The 16,775-nt window shown below is 34.5% G+C and carries 16 protein-coding genes and 1 pseudogene; 5 read left to right on the top strand and 12 right to left on the bottom strand.

What is annotated here, in order from left to right:
• Positions 1-260 precede the first annotated feature (260 nt).
• Positions 261-701, bottom strand: a complete 441-nt coding sequence (locus tag M2M59_RS08240) for a hypothetical protein (RefSeq protein ID WP_249774280.1) — start codon at positions 699-701, stop codon at positions 261-263.
• A gap of 299 nt (positions 702-1,000) precedes the next feature.
• On the opposite strand from M2M59_RS08240, the pseudogene M2M59_RS16520 reads away from it, so the two are divergent.
• Positions 1,001-1,187, top strand: a pseudogene (locus M2M59_RS16520) (hypothetical protein); the annotation flags it as partial.
• A 230-nt stretch (positions 1,188-1,417) separates the two neighbouring features.
• Positions 1,418-2,827, top strand: a complete 1,410-nt coding sequence (locus M2M59_RS08245; protein ID WP_249774281.1) for a right-handed parallel beta-helix repeat-containing protein — start codon at positions 1,418-1,420, stop codon at positions 2,825-2,827.
• A gap of 374 nt (positions 2,828-3,201) precedes the next feature.
• Here M2M59_RS08245 and M2M59_RS08250 read toward each other — a convergent pair whose 3' ends face one another.
• Positions 3,202-3,468 (bottom strand): tyrosine-type recombinase/integrase, encoded by a 267-nt coding sequence (locus M2M59_RS08250; protein ID WP_249774282.1) that lies wholly within the window; start codon positions 3,466-3,468, stop codon positions 3,202-3,204.
• A 774-nt stretch (positions 3,469-4,242) separates the two neighbouring features.
• On the opposite strand from M2M59_RS08250, the gene M2M59_RS08255 reads away from it, so the two are divergent.
• Positions 4,243-4,536: a hypothetical protein gene (locus tag M2M59_RS08255; RefSeq protein WP_147193428.1), complete on the top strand. Its 294-nt coding sequence runs from the start codon at positions 4,243-4,245 to the stop codon at positions 4,534-4,536.
• A 378-nt stretch (positions 4,537-4,914) separates the two neighbouring features.
• Here M2M59_RS08255 and M2M59_RS08260 read toward each other — a convergent pair whose 3' ends face one another.
• The 7 genes from M2M59_RS08260 to M2M59_RS08290 all read right to left on the bottom strand — a co-directional run bounded on the left by M2M59_RS08260 (position 4,915) and on the right by M2M59_RS08290 (position 11,658).
• Complete coding sequence (locus M2M59_RS08260; protein WP_249774283.1) at positions 4,915-5,151, bottom strand: hypothetical protein; 237 nt, start codon at positions 5,149-5,151, stop codon at positions 4,915-4,917.
• Between the two features lie 498 nt (positions 5,152-5,649).
• Positions 5,650-6,405 carry a class I SAM-dependent methyltransferase gene (locus M2M59_RS08265; RefSeq protein ID WP_249774284.1) on the bottom strand — a complete coding sequence of 252 codons (756 nt, stop codon included), beginning with the start codon at positions 6,403-6,405 and terminating at the stop codon, positions 5,650-5,652.
• Positions 6,406-6,517: 112 nt separating this feature from the next.
• Positions 6,518-7,003 (bottom strand): hypothetical protein, encoded by a 486-nt coding sequence (locus tag M2M59_RS08270; RefSeq protein WP_249774285.1) that lies wholly within the window; start codon positions 7,001-7,003, stop codon positions 6,518-6,520.
• Positions 7,004-7,238: 235 nt separating this feature from the next.
• Positions 7,239-8,462 carry an amidohydrolase gene (locus M2M59_RS08275; RefSeq protein WP_249774286.1) on the bottom strand — a complete coding sequence of 408 codons (1,224 nt, stop codon included), beginning with the start codon at positions 8,460-8,462 and terminating at the stop codon, positions 7,239-7,241.
• Complete coding sequence (locus M2M59_RS08280; RefSeq protein WP_249774287.1) at positions 8,459-9,706, bottom strand: amidohydrolase; 1,248 nt, start codon at positions 9,704-9,706, stop codon at positions 8,459-8,461. Before M2M59_RS08280 ends, M2M59_RS08275 begins: the two co-directional genes overlap by 4 nt.
• A 242-nt stretch (positions 9,707-9,948) precedes the next feature.
• The gene (locus M2M59_RS08285) at positions 9,949-11,169 is read right to left on the bottom strand and encodes an amidohydrolase (RefSeq protein WP_371923778.1); all 1,221 of its coding nucleotides are present in this window, start codon (positions 11,167-11,169) and stop codon (positions 9,949-9,951) included.
• A 21-nt stretch (positions 11,170-11,190) separates the two neighbouring features.
• Positions 11,191-11,658, bottom strand: coding sequence for a nucleoside deaminase (locus M2M59_RS08290; RefSeq protein ID WP_249774289.1), 468 nt, complete (start codon positions 11,656-11,658; stop codon positions 11,191-11,193).
• A 179-nt stretch (positions 11,659-11,837) separates the two neighbouring features.
• On the opposite strand from M2M59_RS08290, the gene M2M59_RS08295 reads away from it, so the two are divergent.
• The gene (locus tag M2M59_RS08295; protein ID WP_249775993.1) at positions 11,838-12,713 is read left to right on the top strand and encodes a LysR family transcriptional regulator; all 876 of its coding nucleotides are present in this window, start codon (positions 11,838-11,840) and stop codon (positions 12,711-12,713) included.
• Positions 12,714-12,889: 176 nt separating this feature from the next.
• On the opposite strand, the gene M2M59_RS08300 is transcribed toward M2M59_RS08295, so the two are convergent.
• Positions 12,890-13,747 (bottom strand): hypothetical protein, encoded by an 858-nt coding sequence (locus tag M2M59_RS08300; protein ID WP_249774290.1) that lies wholly within the window; start codon positions 13,745-13,747, stop codon positions 12,890-12,892.
• Positions 13,748-13,904: 157 nt separating this feature from the next.
• Between M2M59_RS08300 and M2M59_RS08305 the strand changes: the two genes are divergently transcribed.
• Positions 13,905-14,504, top strand: coding sequence for a tetratricopeptide repeat protein (locus tag M2M59_RS08305; protein WP_249774291.1), 600 nt, complete (start codon positions 13,905-13,907; stop codon positions 14,502-14,504).
• 118 nt (positions 14,505-14,622) lie between these two features.
• On the opposite strand, the gene M2M59_RS08310 is transcribed toward M2M59_RS08305, so the two are convergent.
• Both M2M59_RS08310 and M2M59_RS08315 read right to left on the bottom strand, forming a co-directional pair.
• Positions 14,623-15,378 carry a helix-turn-helix transcriptional regulator gene (locus tag M2M59_RS08310; protein ID WP_150284456.1) on the bottom strand — a complete coding sequence of 252 codons (756 nt, stop codon included), beginning with the start codon at positions 15,376-15,378 and terminating at the stop codon, positions 14,623-14,625.
• Positions 15,379-15,459: 81 nt separating this feature from the next.
• On the bottom strand, positions 15,460-16,671 hold the full coding sequence (locus tag M2M59_RS08315) for a S8 family peptidase (RefSeq protein WP_249774292.1): 1,212 nt from the start codon (positions 16,669-16,671) through the stop codon (positions 15,460-15,462).
• Positions 16,672-16,775: the final 104 nt, after the last annotated feature.

Consider the following 16,775-nt stretch of genomic DNA (forward strand, 5'->3'; position numbering starts at 1 on the left):
CTTCTTCAGATATCCCTCCCACTGGCAAAGCTTTTATTGGAGGCACAATAAAGAATAATGAAATTGATATTAATCGTTGATTACTCATTCAACCGGCAGAAGTTTTATTCCACATTTAACTGTCAAGTTAATCCCTTTATCCAATGGTTCAATTATTGATTAAGTTGTGGATTGACTAAATAAAATTGTTCACCTAATCATAGAAAAGGTAAAAACATCCTCGTGATGCCTTTACCTTTTCTTCTTTTACTTAAATATTATTATTCTTGTGATAAATAACTCAAGTTTTTTAAATCTAAATTTGAAATATCGTAAGAAGAGTTAACAATTTTAAGCATTTTTTTATAATCTTCTACTTCTAAATCAACTTGAGAAACGTAGAAGAATTGCTCATCTACATATGATTCTAGTATGTAGGCACAATAATCTTTTTCATCAACTAAATCCATCGCAAATTCTTCGAATATTGATTTATCATCTTTTGATAATTCTTCATCAGCTAAAATATAAATCTTAATCAAATTCTTATATTCATCTAATTCATCTTCGTCCATAATTTTAAAAGGTAGAAGTTGTTTTTCAGCTGAATTTAACGTTCTTTTCGTATCTTCAATGATTAAATATCCCATCGAAGTACCCTCTTTAAAAAGCATAAAAATTTCTAAATCCTTCATTCGTAATCTTCTTTTATAACGAATCAATTCAAGGCCTCCTAATCTTAAAGAATTGGGATCTTAACCAAAATAGACTAAGTCGAGTATTTGTGGAGCAGCAAGAAATATGGATGAGAATGAGCATTCTTTTGTTAACTATTTTAAAGAAAATCTATTCAAGTCAGAGAATATAGTTGATATCTAATATTTGTCAATAAGTAATACTTAAACAATTGGAGGCGTTAGTTCATTGGCGTTTTAGTTGAACATACAAAAACTTTATTTTATAGTAATGAGTTCATTTGTTATATAAAAAGATAGATGAATGCAGGAGTTTTAGTGATTAAGTAAACAAATCACTTGGTCTAACTGATAATAAGTATTCCAATTCAAAAGGCAATATTTCTAGTGTTGATATAAATGGGGATGGACAAGCGACAATTAAAGAAGCAATAGCAGCAGGTTATAGTATACCCATAACAAGTATACCCATATATGGATGACCGAGATAATGATGGTATGGTAGGGGAATAAGCACCAAGAAATTGGAGGCTAATTAAATTGCCGAGCATATATGCTAATCCTGTAATAAAGTTATTAACATTTCTTTTTATTTTTTATGCCGTATCTATGCGGAGCTGAGGATAGGCAATGAATAAAGGAAGCCTTTGCCATCCCGTTCCACGTTTTAAGTTTTTTTGCTATATTTAATATAGCTTAAATTAGTATGAAAGTTAGAAATATATTAACTAAGGAATGATTTAATGAAAAAAATTTATATTATTCTCTTGACAGCAGTTTCTTTGGCAGCTGTTTTGGTTATAACCAATAAAGAAGAGAAGCAGGCCAAGGCTATTACTAAGGCTATTTACGTTGCAACAAATGGAAGTGATCAAAATGTTGGTACAAAATCAAAGCCATTTCGCACACTCAAAAAAGCAGCGTCAGAAGCAAATGCAGGTACTACTATTCTTTTACGTAAAGGAGTTTATCATGAAAAACTTATCGTAAAACATAGTGGTACTAATTCAAAGCCAATTTTATTTAAGGCCTACAATAAGGAGAAGGTTATTTTAAGTGGAAAGAACATGAAAGATGGTGAAGAGGATACCGCTTTAGTGACGATTAATAATAAAAATTATGTTACTATCAGTGGAATAACTATCCAGGATCTATCTACTGATTTAGAAGACAAAACAGTAATGGGGATTTATGTAACGGGGACTAGTAGCCATATTAAATTAAGAAATAATACAGTCCAACGCATTGAAACTCATACAGATGATGGGAATGCCCATGGGATTGCTATATATGGAACAGGCAAAATAAAAGATATAAATATTTTTAATAATACGTTACAGGATTTGAAACTGGGATTAAGTGAATCTCTTGTGCTAAATGGAAATATTTACGATTTTAAAGTGGAGAATAATATAGTTCGTCGGAGTAATAATATCGGGATTGATCTGATTGGTTATGAAGGAACTTCCAATGACGAAAAAGTGGACTATGTGCGAAATGGAATCGTAAAGAACAATATAATTTATGAAATATCCTCTTACGGCAATCCAGCATATGGAGAGGATTATTCTGCTGGCGGTATTTATGTAGATGGTGGAAAGAATATAACCATTAAACAAAATACTATTTATAAAAGTGATATTGGAATTGAAGCAACCTCTGAGCATGCTAAAAAATACGCTAGTAATATTAATATAATAAACAATACCATATATGAAAATTTTTACACTGGGATATCAATTGGTGGCTATGATAAACATCGAGGAGGTACAACCAATTCTACTATCTCTCAAAATATTCTTTATCGGAATGATACAAAGGGGTTAAATGGAGGACAGCTATTATTACAATATGATACAAAAAACAATGTAATTGAGAAGAATATTTTAACTGCTGGCCCATCACGGATTTTCATCTCTAACTATTTTACAACTAATCAAAAAAATAAACTAGGTAAGAATGTTTATCATAAAGAAAAAGGAGAAATCGGTATTTGGATATGGAAGGAGAGAGAACATAAATCTTTTCCCGAATTTCTAAAAGCTTCAAAAAGTGATAAGAAATCCAGTTATATAGATCCAAAATATCAAAATGCAAACAAATATGATTTTAGATTAAAAAAAGATTCTCCTGCCAAAAAAATTGTATTCTAACTTTGTATTAGATATTTCCGTGGACATGTTTGCTTTTTATCTGATCGTAATTAGATGTATAGATGCACTTGAATTTATTTAAGAAACCTATGGGGGTTAAACACCTCTAGGATAATGAAGGAGAGTCAGCGTTTACATAGTTCGTAATAACACCATACTTTATTGTTGTGGTAAATTAGCTCATTTGCTGTAAAAATAGGATAGATGAATACAGACCTTTCAGCTGTTCATCTATCCTCAATTCAGATATTTTAGTCAATTGCTTAATACATATTAGTTATTCTTAGAGGATTAAAAGATAGATTTTTTAATTTGTTGTATTTCGTTGCTGATCCATTTTAGTTAAGATTTTCTCGCTATTTTTATTTGCCAATTTAGTAAAGCGAATTTGTCTTAATATCATTATGTCCAAGTTGATTCCGAAGCAGGATAATATCACCATCTTTACGAATCAAGTCTACCGCAAAACTATGACGAAGCTTATGGGGACTTATACCATTACTTTGACCCAAGGCAGCTGAATATTCATTAACCACATATTGTATGGCTCGGCGGGAGAGGGCTTTCGCTGTTCCACCGTGTACACTTACAAAAGATCCACCTTTATGAGTGATTTCAATAGATGCACTTTTTCCCTTCAAGAGGCAATTTCACCAACACGCATTCCCGTACCCTGGATTAGAAAGATTATGGCAATATCCCGTTCCTTGTCTCTTTCAAAACCTCATTGAGCAAGGGGGAGTCGAGTAAATAACCATGATCATTTTTGATGAATTCCAGGTACTCAGAAATTTCTTCTTCGTTTAAGATAATTGAACTGATATTTCTAGCTTGTCTATTAGCTGTTTTTTTTTCTTATGGATAACTATTTTATTCATATCATTCCTATAGAAGTGACATTCGCCGTTTTCCATTTCTGTTTCCTCCGTTAAGTAATTAAACAAGGATATTAAAGCATGGATAGATAACTCGACAACTATAGGTCCACGATGCTCAACTTGATCTCCTTCATCTATATTTTCCTCTCAAATCCAAGTAAAATTCAATCGTTTCTTTTTTCATAATTTCTAATTCTTTATAGTCAATTGAAGCAGCATTTGCAGCTTCCAAAATCCCTTCAGACAGCAACCAATTAAAAAATTGTTTATATCTATATAGGCATTGCAAAAGCGTGTTAGGGGACAAACCAGAGCGTTTTTTTGATAATATGTATTCCTTAATATAAAAGGGCATAAGATCCAATCGTATATTCCAACTCTAATCATTTAACTTACAGTTCAGATAAAAGTGAAATCAAGTGTTACAAAATAATTAAAACAATTTTAAGTTTTATTTAAATTTTTTTGATTTATAAATGAATGGAATGCATATACATAGGAAATAGTGGGAATAGAAAAGATATAGGAGGTTGATCAGTGGTTTTGGTATATCTTGGAGCAATTTTTATTCTAGCACTTATTCCTTTTTTATTGCTTGACATTAAATTCAAGTTGGAAATGAATCAATATACAAAAGCTATCCAAAGATTAGAAATGCCAGATGAAGAGATTGCAAAGCGCCATGAAAAGCATCAAAAATGGCTGCAACATATCCAATCGTTCAAATGGTATAAATTTGGAGTAAAGATTAAAGAAAAAATTTGGAACACAGCCAACTCAATGATTCATTCTAAAAAAGAACATGTTAAAGCACGTCATAAAAATCCATAAACAAAAAGCCTGGCTGAAATGCTGGGTTTTTTGTTATAAAAAATCTCAAATATCTCACTATTATAAGTATACTTTATTATGAAATATAACTTCCTATAATTTATATTATGTAAACTAAAAAAATTATAAATAAGATCCCCTAAGAATTTGTAATTGTAGATCTCTTTTATACTTCTAATTCATCACTTTTTTATTTCCACTATTCATTACTCCTTTTTCCTTTATAACCACTGAGAGCTTTCCCATATGCTTGGCTGTAAGAACGATCTAAATCTGTCTCCTTATGTTTTCTCGATTTTTCAACTTTATACCTCATGTTTTTGTTAATTATAAAAATAACTTCTTTAAGCAATATAGCCAAAGAAGTTATTTTATCAATTATATATTAATCTCTATGCCAAATCCTTGTTGCTTAGCCTTTTGATATACTCCTTTAGCAACTACAATATCATAGTAAGCCGCACCTACCGATTTGAAAATAGTTATCTCATCATCATCTCTGACATTTTTAAGTTCTGTTACAAATACACCAAGTCCGCAATATACCTTATCGAATGACCAGATACCTTTTTTTAGCAGCATGGATAAATTCCCCAGCTTCATTTTTAACGCCATTAAAATCATCAACTACTATTTTATTGGCCTTTAATATGGATGTTGCATCAATTTAACGTATATTCGGCAAATATGAACCAAATCCATTGATTTGAACACCTGGCTTTAATAATTCTCCATCTAAAACAGCTCTAGTTGATCATGTAGCACAACAAAAGATATCTGCTTGCTGTACTGCCGAAGTTACTTTTTTACTTATTGGTACAACTACCTAGGTAAATCTGTTAAATTCCTTCTTGTCACATCTCAATAAAAAATGTTTTATAATAAACCCAATAAAGCCGTGCAATGTGCGCCGGCTTTTAAAAGTTTTTTCTATCTAAGTTTCTCTACTACAAAGCAAAAATTTACACAGTAATGGATTATTTTAAATTCACCCTTTCCTTTTTCAACAATATTAAAAGATTCTTTTGATTTATGAAGGCTACAGAAAATCATCAAAAGAACCTTTTACTAAATTAATACAGACATTAACCCATTTAATATGTGTTCAGTTGTTTAGACAGTGCCTAGATAGCTTCGCGTTATGTTTTGGAGAGCAATTTTTCCGTTTTCACTATATTTTTCGAATAACTCTGATAGGAGGAAAACAAATTTTTCGTACTCTTTATCATCTTTTTTCGGTGCATAGGATGCTGATAAATTTCTTCCCAAAAAACCTTCATAATCAAAAAGTATCTCACTTGAATATTTTTTAAACTCATACTTACCTTCTTTAAAAAATTTGCTAAATACTTCTGGCGTTTCCTCTATTCCACCGCTAAATCCTTTGAAATTTGAACAGATCCTTTGGCAAATCTCTTCATTTTCTTTAATTACCGGGCTAGTTAAATCTCTGCTGTTCCAAACAAGAGCAACATTTGCCTTTTGTTTCAAAATCCGTTGACATTCATTTTTGAATGCTTCCTTATCAAACCAATGAAAGGCCTGAGCAACCGTTATTAAATCTACACTGTTCCCTTTCAGTGTGGTATTTTCTGCAGTTGCTTTTACTGAAATATAACGAGTATATTGGTTTAACGATTGCTCAGCCATCGTTCTCATGTCATCATTTGGCTCTACGCCAATCACATTTAAGCCTCTTTCAAGCAGCTGACGGCTAAATATGCCAGTACCTGAACCAATATCAGCCACTATCCGATCATCTTTCAAATGGTTAGTTGAAAATAAATAATCGATGTATTCTTTAGGGTAACTAGGGCGATATTTCGCATATACATCAGCCTTGCCTGAAAAATTTCCAGATGTCTCCAAAATACTACCTTCTTTCTTAAGACATTATGTACAAAATAATTTCGAACCAGTTAGGGTGAGCTGGTTAATCGTTAATCCTCTTATCTAAGTATCTCTTCATCTTTACCCTTCTTCACTTACGCAAGAAACCTTCCATCTGTTTCCGTGCTACTGCGGGTGGTATCAGTTGGATATGTTCACCTTTATCATTGCAGGTGAAAATCCCTTTAAAAACATCAGGCATGATATGGTACTGTTTCTCTAGCTGTTCATTAAATTTTTTGAAACAGTCATAAGGATACTTTTCCACCAGGTAGGGCATTAAAAAAGCTGATCGCAAAATTTCATATTCCTCATAATTATATGGCGTAGTTTCAGAACGCTTTTTTAAGATTTCTAACATCTTGTTCATTAAAACGGCCACTTCTTCTTCACTTGCGAAGGCAGCGTATCCTCTAATGGCAGTAAGCCGCATATCCAAATATCGTTCTTTTTTATATACTTTTAGAAAAAAGTCCTTTCCTTGCTCTGGCAAGTCAAATACAATTTGCTTTAATAGAGCATTTCGCTTGGCAATATCCTTTGTATTAAAATATGTTTCCATCTTTTTTTCTTCCATTTATCCCGCCTCCATTTGAGTATTAAGAACATAATTCGAACTAAATTCCTGCCCTCTTATTATACCCATTTGAGGGGTTTATCTTTGCATAACAGCATCTATATGAAAATTATTAATATTCTCTAAAACCTTCATGCTAAAAAATCTACGACAGAACTTTTTCTCGCTCTTCCGTAGATTTTTTTATTTTATAATTTTTAAATTTTTGGTTAGTGTTAAATTTACCTACTTGTCTCTAGTGTTTCGATTGATATAACTTGCCTTTATGCATTAACATTCTGTTTTTCGGCAGTCTCGCTATTACTTCTGCACTGCAGCTTGCATCAACAAATACGAAACTAGCTTCTGTACCTACTTTCGGCCATTGTTGTTGTCCTTCTGTGCATAAGGGAGTTACACCTTGTGTAATCAAGCTTAAACTATTGCGTAAGGCACGTTCGCTGGATTTACCCGTATATTGGCAAAAATTATGTACCTTTTCTAAAATATCGCCTGAGAAATACGGACTCCAAGAATCATAAAAGCCATCACAGCCTAAAGCCACTTTAACACCTTCTGTTTTCAAAATATCTATAGGTATTAGCTGATGATTAATTGATATAGGAACAGTAGACATGATTTCCACTTCATACTCACTTAACTTTTCCGCAAATTTCTTTTGTGAAGGTGGCGTTAATTTACTTAACCCAAATGCATGACTGAAAGCTGTATGCCCATTATAATTTTGTTCCTTCACCATATCAAGCCATTTATCCATCGTATAAAAACCTACTTGTCCTCTATCGTGTAGATGCATATCCAGATCTACATTGTAGTCCTTAGCAATATCCATGGTTACTTGTAATGACTTTTCAATATCTTGATCAATACCAGCTGGATCAAGCGCTCCTAAGATTGTGGCACCAGAATCTAGAGCTTGTCTTAATAAGTCAGGCATTTCATCATGAGCTAGCAAGCCATGTTGCGGAAATGCAACGATTTCATAGGTTAAATATTGCTCATAGGACTCCAGTGCTTTTTTAACGCCCTCTAGATTTTTTAGCTTTATAAAAGGGTCGATATTGACATGTGTTCGGATATGATTCACACCATTATTCAAATGTAATTCAATCATAGCAGAAGCTCTTTGCGTCACCGTCTCAGAAAGGACTTCTAATTCTGCCGCTTCCAACTCTAATCTTTCGGACAAACTATTCACAGGACGACAAGCCTTCCACCCTACAGAAAGATAGGTTTTATCCAAATGATTATGCATTTCTTTAAATGCAGGAAGGGCCAATTTCCCTTGCATGTCGATTGAATTTGTTTTAGGTACATTCGATGAAGCAGGCAGGATTTCTTGAATCAATCCTGCTTCTGATACTTGAATGTGAAACAAACTTGTCTCGGTTTTAATACTGCCATCTTCATATGTTGTTTCCCCTGTTTCCAGTCGAACATTCCGTACCCATGTGCTCATCGAAATTTCCCCCTTAAATCTATCTTTTCTTCATGAATGACCTTCCCGTTTGAGATTACTGTGGAAATAGGACATTGTCTAGCAATCAGATGTGCGGAGCTAACTGCATCTACAAGTAGTGCATTCGCTGTATCTCCAATTTTTGGCCATTGTTGTTCTCCAGCAAGATTTAAAGGTGTGATTCCGCCTGTCGCATATTTTAAGGATTGTCCTATATGCCATTCATCTATATAACCAAAGCGCTCTATAAATTGATTTAATTTTTGTATAGTATCTCCACTTCCGAAAGGCGACCAATGATCCACCAGGCTATCATGGCCAAATGAAACTTTTACGCCCCTATCATACAAATACTTCACAGGGATTGTAATAGCACCTGGACCAATAGGAATGGTTGTCGTTAAACCAACTTTATTGGTAGCCATTCGACTTATTAACTGATCTAGTGACTTTTCAGATAAGTCTGCAAAAGCGAACGCATGACTAATCGTTACATCCTTTTTAAAAGAGCGTTGTTCCATTTCGTTTAGAATTTGTTGAATGTCAAATTCGCCTAATGTATTTTGCTCATGTAAATGCATGTCGATGCCTATCTCATATTTTTCAGCTAATTCAAAAGTTGTTTTTATCACTTCTCTACTATTGCGATCTACTAAAGAAGGATCTACCCCTCCTATATGGGTAGCACCCAATTGTAGAGCTTTCTCAAGGATTGATAAAAAAGAAGGACCATTACGTAATAGACCATGCTGTGGGAATGCCACAATTTCATACGTGATTTGTTCTTGATAGCTTTCTAATACATGTTTGACTATTTCTATATGTTTCGTCTCGATCTGTGGATCAACATTCACATGTGTTCGAATATGTGTATGTCCCATTTTAATATAGTGTTGGATCATCGCGTGTGCCCTATCTGCTGCAACATGCAATTGCTTCGGTAATAATAACGCCTCTTCCTTTAAACGAGAAAAAATCCCTTCTGTAGGTGCAGTTGGTGCTTTCCATTCTCCACTGAAATATGTTTTATCAATATGTATATGCATCTCTTTAAATGATGGAATGAGTAGCTGGTTTTTGGCATCAATTACTACTACATTACTTACTTCAATCGTTGGGGCAATTTCAATAAATGTCCCATTTTCAATTAACACATCAAATAAATCTGTTTTTGTCGCTGTTACAAATGTTTGGTCATACAGATATCCTGTTTCCAAACGCACATTTTTTAATAATATTTGCAAAAAACCACTCCCCTTTTAGTCCCATTCAATGCGCTAGATAGCTCTCGCTGCTTCGCTAAAAGAACATCCAACTCAATTCATTTAGGATTTTATGTATAGTTTTCTTGTTGACTAAAACCAAATAGAAGTATGTCTTTGAATACTTCTATTATGAAAACAAGTATTCAAAGACAACTTCCTATATTTTCTTATGCTAACGCCTCACAACTCAGAACCTTACACCCCTAATGCTCTTAGTATGCTTAAAGTGAACCTGCAGTCATTTCTCCATTGAAAATGGTAGCTACTCGTTTAGATCTGCGAGCAACAGCTTCTGCAGAACACGATGCTTCGACCAAAACAAGATTTGCCTCATCTCCAACCTTTGGCCATACTTGTTTTCCTTCTTGATTCAATGGTGTCTTACCGCCTGTAATATAATAAAGTGCTTGTGAAAGTGACCGTTCATCCACCCAATGAGAAATCTCAGCTAAACGTCCAACCCGTTCTAATATATCTCCATTGCCGAAAGGTGACCAAACATCAAAAATGTTATCACATCCTACTGCAACTGATACGCCACGCTCGCGCAATAAGCCCATCGGAGGGAATTTACGATCAATCGGTACGCTAGAGATAATAGTGATTCCGGCATCAGCTAGTAATTCGGCCATTTCTTCTGCTTGAGATATCGAGATATCTCCGAGACCAAACGCATGGCTAATCGCTACTTTTCCTTGCAAACCTGCTTCTTTTGTTAATTGAGCTAGTTTTTTCATTGTGAAAATACCCAAATGATCAGGATCATGCAAATGCAAGTCGATTCCAGCATTACCTTCAACGGCCAACTCCACCATTGCTTTTAGTGAAGCCTCTATATCCCCATCCACTGTAGCCGGGTCAACACCGCCTACAAAACTTGCACCACTTTTTAACGCTTCTCTAATTAAGTCTCTTGAATCTGTACGTAACAGTCCATGCTGAGGGAAGGCTACAATTTCATATGTTAATTTCCCCTCAAATTTTCGTAATACCTTTAGGACATTTTCTAAATTCTTTAAACCTACCTCAGGATAAATATCTACATGTGTACGCACATGAGTAATGCCATATTCCACATATTTTTCAAGCAACAATTCTGCTCGTTCTTGTGTAGTGGTCTCTAGAGAAGGAAGAACTTCTTTTTCAATCTCCAATCGTTCAAAAATATTTCGAACTGGTGTCACAGATCGCCAACGGTCGCCTAGTAAGGTTTTGTCCAAATGACAATGTTTTTCAATAAAAGAAGGTAGAGCTAGTAGTTGTTTCGCATCTTTTTGCGGTAGATTGTCTGTGATCTCTTCAGAAGCAGCAATTATTTTTGCAATTTTCTTATCTTTAATCAATAAGTGGAATTCTTCTGAATTTGTTCCTGTTACATTTCCTTCATTGATTTGATAACTTGTCTCTAGACGTGTATTAGTTAACCAATAAGTAGAATTCACACACATCAATCCTTTCACCGTTTATTTTGAGTTTAACTCGTTCCAACGTTGATACACTTTAATACTATCTTCATTTGGCTGTTGAACCATAGGTAATCGGCGTTCTTCTATAGGTTTACTAAATTCATCATAAAATGTTTCCAACTCAAAGTACTTGCGATCATCCTTATAATATGGAACATAATCCTCACGAGTTGTTATATAGATTACTTTTCTAGGGCTGCAATAATACATTGCACCTAAACACATAGGACATGGTGTAGTGAGGATGTAAATATCACAATCTGTTAAATGTTCAGTTTGTAGCTTCTTACATGCTTCTCTAATAGCGACTATTTCAGCATGTGCAGTCGGATCATTTGTTTGCGCCACTAAGTTGGGACTCTCAGCAATAATCTCACCGTCTCGAACTATTACTGTAGCGAATGGGCGTCCACCCGCTTCCACATTTTCACGCGCTAAATCGATTGTTCGTTGTACAAAATCCATTTCAATTCACCTCATCTTAATTTGTTTAACCTTTAACGGCAGTAATGCACTCTGTTTTAGGAGTTACATCGCCGATATAAATATGTTATCACGCGCTTAAATATATGAAAAATATTAATAAAATTAGTTTTACTTATATTTTTCATATATCATTTAACTATAAGGAGGGAATTTCATTGATTGATATCAGACAATTGCGCTATTTTATTGCCATGGTAGAGGAAAGGAAAATTTCCGCTGCTGCTAAAAGGCTTCATATGTCTCAACCACCATTAAGCCAGCAATTGAAAGCAATGGAAGATGAACTGGGCTCAAAATTATTCGAGAGAAGCGGGAAATTTTTAGAATTGACTGAGGCAGGAAAAGCACTATATAAAAACGCTTTGCAAATAACTCAATTAATGGAGGAAACCAAAACCGAGGTAAAAGAGGTTGGTGAGGGTGTAAATGGAAGGCTTACAATGGGTGTTAACACATTTTCAGTTAGTGGATTGCCTCAAATACTGGAACAATTTCAAAACCAGTTCCCTAAGATTACGTATAAAATTCAACAGAATGAATCGTCCCACCTTTGTCAGTTAGTCAGAGACAGGGTGGTGGAATTAGCTATTATCAGGTTGCCCCTAAATCTGGACGATTTTTCTGTACTTCATTTATGTAATGAGCCATTTTATTTCATTACATCCGAAAAGCAAATTTTAACAGATCAAGAAGTATCACTTGTTGAAATAGAACAATATCCTCTTCTTTTTCCAAGTACAGAGGGATTAGGTGTACACTACTTAATTGTAGAAGCTTTTTCTCGCGCGAAGCTACAGCCACATATTGTTGGTGAATGTTCAGATATTAGTTTGTTGATGGATCTCATCGCATCTGATTTTGCAGCATCTATTGTTCCAGAAACCCTTCTCGAAAGATATCACGGATATCCGATTAATGCTTACCGAATATCACATACACCAGAGTTAACAGGATCAGTTGGATTAATATGGCTCAAGGATCATAGCTTATCACAGGCAGCAGAGAATTTTATTGAGATGTTACAAAAAACTTAATATATTGCCACCAACCAAACGAGAACATTTGTTCTTTGGTGATTATATTTGCCAAGGTGGACATTGGATAAATAGTTTAAAATGATAATATTATTGTTATTTAAAATAGTAAAAGAGCATTTTTTTAATAAAAATGCTCTTTTATAGCATGTAGAACAAGCGTTCCCTTCGTAGCTTCATCTATTAGTTTTCCATAAAAAAGAATCCCAACTTTTCTTGTTTTTTAAATTGAGTATTTCACAAAATTCATAGGCGAAATAATCAGTGGTATCAATTTCAAATTCTACAGTTTGAATCCCTTCTGCTTCTAGATCTATTAATTGTTTCTTCAATAATCCAGGCAAAATATCAACATGCCTTCGTTTTCCCATCCATCCAACTTCATAATGACAATCTTCCGTTTTATGTAAGAATATATAAGCTGATATTAGATTATCGTTCACAATAATATAACTTAAATCAAGATCTGGATTATCGTTTAAAAGTTTTTCTCGCCACAGCTCCCATGAAACATCCTTTGCCTTATTAGCCAAATGTGTTTGTTCGTAATTATATTTCAATAAACGAAATAAATCTTCAGTTAATCGGACGTCTTTCAATACTTCTCGTAATGAATAACCTGTATGCGGTATTGGAGTGGCTTGTAGTCTATTTATAATATACTTGATTGAATATCTTTCAATATAAGTTTTCCTAAAAACTGAAAAACCAGATTCCTTTGCGATTTCAATTTTATCTATCTCATCTTCCCAACAAGAAAGTATAACTTTATTATGCGGTGCTGAATATTTCAATAATCTTTCCATAAGCTGAGGTATAGGAATAGCAGAACAGAAATCTATATATTTTGCAGTGGGATGGTTTGAGTTAGTCCAACTAATACCAAAACCTTCAATACTTGAATCTTTTAACGCTACAAAGAGTTCTTCGTAATTATTAGAGTTAATTCGCCCATTCATCTTTTTTAGGCCTTCAATGATTCTTTGATTTAAATACTGAGATTCTATTTTGTCAACTTGAATTATTTTATACATGTTTAAACCTCTCTTTAGGAGTATTAATACTAGATCTAATTCAACATATTAGTAAATATCTCCTCTAAATTAACCTCTATTAGTAATTGAACTTCTTTGCCATTCCCTATTCTTACTCCAACCTTTATAATGAAGCTATCTACATAAGGAAAGGTTGATGAAATTGGGCAATGTTGAAAAGATGGTAGAGCATGCGTTGAAGTTGCGAAACGAGGGTCAATACGATCAGGCATTGAATATGTATACAGCAGCCATCAAAGAACAACCTTCAAACAGCGACTTATACCGAGGCATTGGAAAAGTTGCCTATTTAATGGAGCAGAATAAGTTAGCTGTTGCAGCGTATTTATCTGCATTACATATTGAAATAGCAAAGATTGAGCATTTTGGCCTTAATGAGGAAACGGAAAAAATGTACGAATCCCTCCCAGAATCATTGGTAAAAGATTTACCGGTAAAAGGAGCATTTATACTCTATTACGATACAAATACACTCCGCCACTTAGCACATGCCATAGCAGATTTCGATGAAGCAGCACTAAGTCAGGAACCTGAGCTATTGGCTTATAAAGAAATCTACACAGCTCATTTAAAAGGGCAAGATTTGCATGAAATTTTATCTATTTATAATCGGACAGAAAGTGATTATACTGAGCAAGAATCTACTTTTTATATTCAGATTGGTAAGGAATTAGCTCTTGCATGGATTAAGTGGGATCGACTTGGCAGTCTTGATGTGGGACATTTATATTTTTAGTTAGGAATAAATGTGGCTGTCTATAAAATGATAGCTTCATTTTTTTATATTAGTTTACATAATATAATTATTTGAAACAAAATAAAAACCCCTCTAGATTTCTCTAAAGAGGTCTCTTTTAAAGCTGCTCTACTTTCAGGTCAGTGAAGAATTTCAGCATATAATGCAGATATCTTCTAATAGTTGTAATACGTTCTTGCAAATTCATAGCGATCGTTTTGTAAAATGATGCCCCTTCATCTGTACTCCTCAGGTTACGTACTGTTCGCTTCTCATCCGGCCAAGAACCAACCAAGTATCCTTTTTCTTCTAGTTCCCAGGCAATTTGGTAGAGATATCCATTGGAAGGACACCAGCCAAAGAGATCTTCTAGTTGCTGACCTACCTCCGCCATATAAAAACTCGAACGTGTTTGGCTTAACTTTAAGGCTAAATAACGTACAGCGTCTTTCACCGAAATCAGCTTTGAAAAGTAGCTTCGAAATTCTTCGGGTAATGGATGAGCTGGCCTTGGAGGCTTTTCGCCATTTCGGGTTAATTCGTAATAAAAGCGATCTAGGACTAAAACAATTTCATGGAAACGACCGTAATATAATTCGTTATAACGTGTTAAACGTTTTCGACCAAGCTCAGTAATACTATAAAGAATTTTTTTATGTTCTTGCCTTGATGACAATGCCCCTTCTGCTTCGAGCCTTTTAGCAATACGAGCTACATATTCATACCCTACTTTACGACCAGGGAACTCATTTTCAAATTCTTGATGGATTTCAACTGAATATTTTGCTTTAGATTGTGTGGCATAGAGCCAATAAAGTGCCAATGTGTCCTTCACACTAAAGCCCACTGTTTGTTGAAAATTCTTTTCTTTCATAAAGGAACCTCCTTTTGGGCCTTTAACAATATTATACCAATATTTTTCTAAATAGTGGTAATATTTAAGGCTTGCGAGGACTTACTTTTTTGTTGGAATTTTCGGCAATTGTGCCAGTCCATAACCATATGTGCTGTCTTTCCCTTTTGCTCCTAAATCCAATGCGCTTTTTTTCAATTTGTTGATAATAGTCGTTGGTGAGCTATTAGGATATCTTTCGATTAAAAGTGCCACGAGTCCAGTCACATGAGGGGCAGCAAATGAGGTGCCTGATGTGACAATTTTTTCTCCAACCACGTTCAACGTTGCAACATCATCGCCTGGTGCCGCGAAGTCCACTGAAGCACCTCTATTTGAGAAGGCACTACTTTTTTTATCTTTACCAATGGATGCAACCCCTATCACATTTTCATAACGAGCCGGATAGGTAGGCGCATCATGCGGGCCATCATTACCGGCGGATGCTACTATTATAATTCCTTTTTTAGCAGCTTGGTTAATTGCCTTTTTTAGGCCTGGATGATCTGTATAGATACTAGATGAAATATTAATAATCTGCATATGATGCTTTATGGACCATTGAATAGCTTCGATCATATCGCCGATTTGTCCATTGGATGTTCCGTCTGCATATTTTAATGAATAGATTCGTATATTAGGAGCAACTCCTGCTACATTCAGATGACTAGAACTTTGTGTTTTTTTATCGAGCTGTGAACCAAGAATAGCTGCTACGCTTGTTCCATGTCCATCCCCATAATTTCCACGGTCATATGGGTCTGATTCATCTATATCTTTTGTTGCTGGGTTATCTTTCGCAAAGGATATGCGCTTAACCACATTTCCTAATCCCTCTACTTCATTTACTCCAGTATCAATAATGGCCACTTTAACACCTTTTCCGAGATATCCATTTTTCCAATAGGTAGGTGCTTTGACATAATTCATATTCCATTTTGGTTTGTAATTCGGCGCTACTGATTTAATGGTTGAAGTGGAAGCAATGTGCACCTTATCTGTACTGGTTTTGACCCATTCTATATGGGGATTATTTTTTAATAGACGATATTGTTTTGCATTTATATTAGCTCTAACCATTTTCATGTCGCCTAACCGTTTCTCTACATGCTCTACATGTTGTTCCGCATACTGTTTACCTTGGTAATCTTTATAAGAAATAAGTACATCCTGTAGATGTGTTGACGTTTCTTTTGCTTGGGTAGTAGCTGTTTGTATTAAGAAACAGCAGCCAGTGGCACAAGCAGCTGATAACAATTTTTGTTTAAATTTCATATGTATCCTCTCCATTCGGATGCTGTAATTATACTAAAAAAATTAAAAGTATATTATACTATGCCCGTTTCAAGAGAATTTAGAACCTATTTCCACAAAAAAAC

The sequence above is a fragment of the Rummeliibacillus sp. G93 genome, assembly GCF_023515935.1.
GTDB classification, from domain to species: Bacteria; Bacillota; Bacilli; order Bacillales_A; family Planococcaceae; genus Rummeliibacillus; species Rummeliibacillus stabekisii.